This is a genomic window from Streptomyces capoamus (genome assembly GCF_014654935.1).
GTDB classification, from domain to species: domain Bacteria; phylum Actinomycetota; class Actinomycetes; order Streptomycetales; family Streptomycetaceae; genus Streptomyces; species Streptomyces capoamus.
In genome coordinates this window covers 70,552-76,403 of record NZ_BNBF01000024.1, presented here as the reverse complement: position 1 = coordinate 76,403, position 5,852 = coordinate 70,552, and the positions used below count along the sequence as shown (strand labels likewise).

The 5,852-nt window shown below is 73.0% G+C and carries 4 protein-coding genes; 3 read left to right on the top strand and 1 reads right to left on the bottom strand.

What is annotated here, in order from left to right; genetic code table 11:
• Nucleotides 1–105: 105 nt before the first annotated feature.
• The gene (locus tag IE312_RS30550; RefSeq protein ID WP_189985505.1) at nucleotides 106–1,080 is read left to right on the top strand and encodes a TolB-like translocation protein; all 975 of its coding nucleotides are present in this window, start codon (nucleotides 106–108) and stop codon (nucleotides 1,078–1,080) included.
• 167 nt (nucleotides 1,081–1,247) lie between these two features.
• Nucleotides 1,248–2,807, top strand: a complete 1,560-nt coding sequence (locus IE312_RS30545) for an alpha/beta hydrolase (RefSeq protein WP_189985504.1) — start codon at nucleotides 1,248–1,250, stop codon at nucleotides 2,805–2,807.
• 68 nt (nucleotides 2,808–2,875) lie between these two features.
• Here IE312_RS30545 and serC read toward each other — a convergent pair whose 3' ends face one another.
• Complete coding sequence (serC, locus tag IE312_RS30540) at nucleotides 2,876–3,994, bottom strand: phosphoserine transaminase (protein ID WP_189985503.1); 1,119 nt, start codon at nucleotides 3,992–3,994, stop codon at nucleotides 2,876–2,878.
• A gap of 156 nt (nucleotides 3,995–4,150) precedes the next feature.
• Here serC and IE312_RS42555 point away from each other — a divergent pair.
• Nucleotides 4,151–5,852: FAD-binding oxidoreductase (locus tag IE312_RS42555; RefSeq protein ID WP_229900621.1), on the top strand; the 1,702-nt coding region annotated here is incomplete at its 3' end.

Genomic DNA, 5,852 nt, shown 5'->3' with positions numbered 1-5,852 from the left:
ACCCCCACGCCTCCCGCATCGCCCCCGCCGACGGAGGCGGACCACGTCCGCCCGGCCCGGTGCCCCTGCCGCCGGAACCCCCGGCGGGAATGGCAGGCTTGGGGCATGCGTCGACCGTTCGCCGTTCTCGCCGGGGTGCTGCTCACCGGCGCCTGCGTGCTGCCCGCCTCCGCCGCCGGAACCGCCGAGGGGGCCGGGGACAACGGGTTCACCCTCAAGGACCCGCGGATCACCGAGTCCAGCGGGCTCGCCGCCTCCCGGCAGCACCCCGGCGTCTACTGGACGCACAACGACAGCGACGACGGGCCGTACATCTACGCCGTGGACAGCGCCACGGGCAGGACCGTCGCCCGGGTCACCCTGCGGGGCATCGGCTCCCCGCGGGACGTGGAGGCCATCTCCATCGGCCCGCACGACGAGATCTACGTCGGTGACATCGGCGACAATCTCGGCGGCAAGTGGCCGTACGTGTGGATCTACCGGCTGCCCGAGCCGAAGAAGCTGACCGACCAGACCGTCACGGCCACGCAGTACGTCGTGAAGTACTCCGACGGGCCGCGCGACGCCGAGTCGCTGCTCGTCCACCCGAAGACCGGGCGCGTCTACATCATCGACAAGAAGGAGGACGGCGGGCACCTGTACGAGGGCCCGGCCACCCTCTCCACCTCGGGCGCGAACGTCTTCCGGCCCGTCGCGGCCGTCGACCTGTGGGCCACCGACGCCGCCTTCTCCCCGGACGGCCGGCACCTCGCCGTGCGCGGCTACTTCGGCGGCATCTCCTACGACTGGAACGGCGGCCGCATCGAGCGCGCGGGGCGGCTGGACGTCCCGTTGCAGGGGCAGGGCGAGTCCGTGTCGTACTCCGCCGACGGCAGCAAGCTGATGTTCGGCAGCGAGGGCGCGAACAGTGCCGTACAGGCGGTGGACGCCCCGGACCGGCCCGCCGCCAAGTCGCCGTCGGGCGGGGGCGGTTCGCACGCCCCGGCGGACGGGGGCGGCACCGGTCTGAAGGTGGGCGCCGTGGTCGTCGTGGCCGGTGTGGTCCTCCTGTTCGGGCTGCGCCGGCTGCGGCGCGGCTGAACCGGAGGGGGGCGGAGGGAAAAAGGGCCGTCCGGGTTCTCCTCCGCAAGTCTCTTTCCCTGTCCACCGTGAGGTGGAGCAAGTCCGTCCCGCAGAGGGATTCGTGCGCCCCCGGGAACACGTAATCGTCTTTCCGTCCCATAAGTTGACGGAAAGGAACGTCCATCGTGCGGATAGGACGCTTGGCGCCCCTGCTCGCCGTGGGGGTCACGGCGACCCTCGTCCCCGCCCTCGCCCCGGCGCAGGCCTCCGCGGCGGAACCCCTGGGGAGATTCGCCGGCCAGAAGCCCGCGTGGCACAGATGTGATGCGTCGCAGCCCGCCGCGTTCCAGTGCGCCACCATCAAGGTCCCGCTCGACTACGCCCGCCCCGGCGGCAAGACGATCAAGCTGGCCATCTCCCGGCTGAAGACCAGCGTCCCCGGCAAGCGGCACGGCGTGCTGCTCTTCAACCCGGGCGGCCCGGGCGGCGAGGGCCTGGGCATGCCCGCCGACATGAAGGACGCGCTGCCGAAGAAGGTCCGCGAGCAGTACGACCTCATCGGCTTCGACCCGCGCGGCGTCGGCCGCAGCACCCCGGTCACCTGCGGCCTCACGGACGCGGAGCAGAACTTCGCACACCCCTACAAGCCCGAGACGTTCGACCGGGACGTCAAGTGGGCCCGGACCGTCGCCGACAAGTGCCGCACCCGCAGCGGCGACAAGCTCCCGTACATCACCACCCGCAACACCGCCCGTGACATGGACGTCATCCGTGCCGTCCTGGGCGAGAAGAAGCTCTCCTACCTCGGGTACTCCTACGGCACGTACCTCGGTGCCGTCTACGCGCAGATGTTCCCGCAGCGCACCGACCGCTTCGTGCTGGACAGCTCCGTCGACCCGGCCCGGATCTGGCGCGGCATGATCCAGGTATGGGCGTCGGGCACCGAGCCGGCGTTCACCCGCTGGACGAAGTGGACCGCGCAGCACCACCGCACCTACAAGCTCGGCACCACCCCGGCCCAGGTGCGCAAGACGTTCTGGGACCTGGTCGCCCGGGCCGACCGCACCCCCATCGACGACGGCGGCGAGAAGTACACCGGTGACGACATCCGGTCCGGCCTGCGCCCCGTGTTCTTCTCCCCCAAGTACGCGGCCGAGGCGGTGGCCGAACTCAAGAAGGCCGCGGCCGGCCACGGTTCCTCCCGCCACGGCCTCCTGCCGTCCGGCATCCGGCAGGCACCGCGCTGGGCCGCGGCCGCCGGCTCCCGGGCCGCGCAGCCGCCGGCCGACAACGGGAACGCCGTCTTCTGGACGGTGGTCTGCGGTGACACCGCGGCCTGGCCGCACGACCCGGAGCAGTACCGGCGGGACGCGATCCGGGACAAGGCCAAGTACCCGCTGTACGGCGACTTCGCCTCCAACATCACGCCCTGCGCGTTCTGGAACGCGCCGGCCGAGCCCGCCACCAAGGTCGGCAACAAGGTCCGCCTGATGACCGTCCAGAACCAGTGGGACTCCCAGACGCCGCTGGCCAGCGGCCTCGGCATGCACCGCGCCCTGAAGGGCTCCCGCATGGTGTACGTCAAGGGCGGCGAGGGTCACGGCGTCTACTCCGGGGACCCGCGCGCCTGCGCCGACCGTGCCGTCAACGCCTACCTGGGCACCGGCAGGCTCCCGGCCCGGGACGTCACCTGCACCCCGCCGGCCGGCCGGGGCGCGAGGCCGTCGCTGGTCCCGCGCTTCTGACCCGCCGACGCACGAGGGGCGCCCGGTGTCCGTGCACCGGGCGCCCCTCGTGCGTCGTACGCGATCCGTCAGAGCTTCTCGATCACGTAGTCCACGCACTTCGTCAGCGCCTCGACGTCCGCCGGGTCGATCGCCGGGAACATCGCGACGCGCAGCTGGTTGCGGCCCAGCTTGCGGTACGGCTCGGTGTCCACGACGCCGTTGGCGCGCAGCACCTTCGCGACGGCGGCGGCGTCGATCTCGTCGGAGAAGTCGATCGTGCCGATGACCTGCGAGCGCTTGGCCGGGTCGGAGACGAACGGGGTGGCGTACTTGGCCTCCTCCGCCCAGCTGTACAGCCGGCTGGAGGAGTCCTTCGTACGGGCCGTGGACCAGGCCAGGCCGCCCTGGCCGTTGAGCCATTCCAGCTGCTCGTTGAGCAGGAACAGGGTGGCCAGAGCCGGGGTGTTGTACGTCTGGTTCTTGCGGGAGTTGTCGATCGCCGTCGGCAGCGAGAAGAACTCCGGGACGTGCCGGCCGGAGGCGTGGATCCGCTCGGCGCGCTCGATCGCGGCCGGGGAGAACACGCCGATCCACAGGCCGCCGTCGGAGGCGAAGGACTTCTGCGGGGCGAAGTAGTAGACGTCGGTCTCGGCGATGTCGACCGGGAGGCCGCCCGCGCCGGAGGTGGCGTCCACGAGGACGAGCGCGCCCTCGTCGGCACCGGCCACGCGCCTGATCGGCATGGCGACACCGGTGGAGGTCTCGTTGTGGGTGAAGGCGTAGACGTCGACACCGGCCTCGGCCTGCGGCTCGGGGTGGGTGCCGGGGTCGGAGGCGATGACGGTGGGCTCGGCCAGCCAGGGCGCGAGCCGCGCGGCCTTGGCGAACTTGGAGGAGAACTCGCCGAAGTTCAGGTGCTGCGACTTGTTCTCGACCAGGCCGTGCGTGGCGATGTCCCAGAAGGCGGTGGAGCCGCCGTTGCCGAGGACGACCTCGTAGCCCTCCGGGAGGGAGAACAGCTCGGAGATCCCCTCGCGGACCTTGCCGACCAGGTTCTTCACCGGCGCCTGCCGGTGGGAGGTGCCCAGCAGGGACGTACCGGTGGCGGCGAGGGCGTCCAGCGCCTCGGTCCGCACCTTGGAGGGGCCAGCGCCGAAACGTCCGTCGGCGGGCTTGATGTCAGCGGGAATCTGGATGTCGGCCACGGCACGAGGTTAACCGCTGGCGCAGAGCGCGGTGGAGGCGTGTCCGTTCGATGAGACGAGATCACCGGTGCGTGAACTTGTGAGGTCGTACGACGATAGGGGCGGGGTTGTGGACAACCCTCGGTGACTGTCGGTGATCGGATGCATCCTGGACGCATGACGGATCACCGGGATCTCGAAGCGGAGCTGCGCGCGGCCGTGCGCGGGGACGTCGGGTTCGACGCCACCGCCCGGGCGCTGGTCACCATGGACGCCTCCAACTACCGGCGCGTCCCGCTGGGCGTCGTGGCCCCCCGGGACGCCGACGACGTGGCCGCCGTGCTCGGGGTGTGCCGTGCGCGCGGAGTGCCGGTGGTGGCGCGCGGCGGCGGGACATCGATCGCCGGACAGGCGACCGGCACCGGCGTGGTGCTGGACTTCGCCCGGCACATGACCGGCCTGCTGGAGCTGGACCCGGACAGCAGGACGGCCGTCGTCCAGCCGGGGCTCGTCCTCGACCGCCTCCAGGAGGCCGCCGCCCCGCACGGCCTCCGCCTCGGCCCCGACCCCTCGACCCACAGCAGGTGCACGCTCGGCGGCATGATCGCCAACAACTCCTGCGGCTCCCACTCGGTCGCCTGGGGCACCACCGCGGACAGCGTCCGCGAGCTGTCGGTCCTCACCGCCCGCGGACAGCGGTTGCGGCTCGGTCCGGGCTGGGCGGGCGCCCCGGACGGGCTGCGCGAGCTGGCCGAGGGCGAGCTGTCCCGGCTGCGCACCGGCTTCCCCGCCCTGCCCCGCCGCATCTCGGGGTACGCGCTGGACGCGCTGCTGCCCGAGAAGGGCGCCGACGTCGCCCGCTCGTTCTGCGGTTCCGAGGGCACCCTCGGCATCCTCACCCAGGCCGTGGTCCGGCTGGTCGAGGCGCCCCGTGCGCGGGCCCTGGCCGTGCTGGCGTACGCCGACGAGAGCGCCGCCGCCGAGGCGGCCGCCGGCCTGCTGCCGCTGCGCCCGCTCACGGTGGAGGGCATGGCCGCCGATCTGGTGCCGCCCGGGTCCGGGCTGCCCGACGGAGGCGCCTGGCTGTTCGTGGAGACCGGCGGGGAGACGGCGGCCGAGGCCCGCGCGCGGGCGGAGGAGACCGTGCGCGCCGCCGACGCCGTGGCCGCGCTGGTCGTCACCGAACCGGCGGCCCAGCGGGCCCTGTGGCGCATCCGCGAGGACGCGGCCGGCACGGCCACCCGGATGCCGGACGGCACCGAGGCCTGGCCCGGCTGGGAGGACTGCGCGGTGCCGCCCGCCCGGCTCGGCGCCTACCTGCGCGACTTCCGCGCCCTGCTCTCGGCCCACGGCCTGCGCGGCGCGCCCTACGGCCACTTCGGCGACGGCTGCATCCACGTCCGCATCGACTTCGACCTGCTCACCGAGGCCGGCGTCGGCCGCTTCCGCCGCTTCTCCGAGGAACTGGCCGACCTGGTCGTGGCGCACGGCGGCTCCCTGTCCGGGGAGCACGGCGACGGCCAGGCCCGCGCGGAACTGCTGCCGCGGATGTACGGCGCGCAGACGGTGGCGCTGTTCGAACGGGCCAAGGCCGTCTGGGACCCGGACGACCTGCTCAACCCGGGCATGCTGGTCCGTCCGGCACGGCTGGACGAGAACCTCCGCTTCTCCGTCCTGCCCGGCCGCCCGGTCGACGTGGCCTTCGGCTACCCGGCCGACGGCGGCGACTTCGCCGCGGCCGTCCGCCGCTGCGTCGGCGTCGCCAAGTGCCGTACGGCCACGGCGGCCGGCCCCGCCGTGATGTGCCCCTCCTTCCGCGTGACCGGCGACGAGCAGCACTCCACCCGTGGCCGGGCCCGGTTGCTGCACGAGATGCTCG

What these genes read in the sequence shown, in the direction of transcription:
- IE312_RS30550 (WP_189985505.1), top strand. Translation starts at nt 106, where the DNA reads ATGCGTCGACCGTTCGCCGTTCTCGCCGGGGTGCTGCTCACCGGCGCC.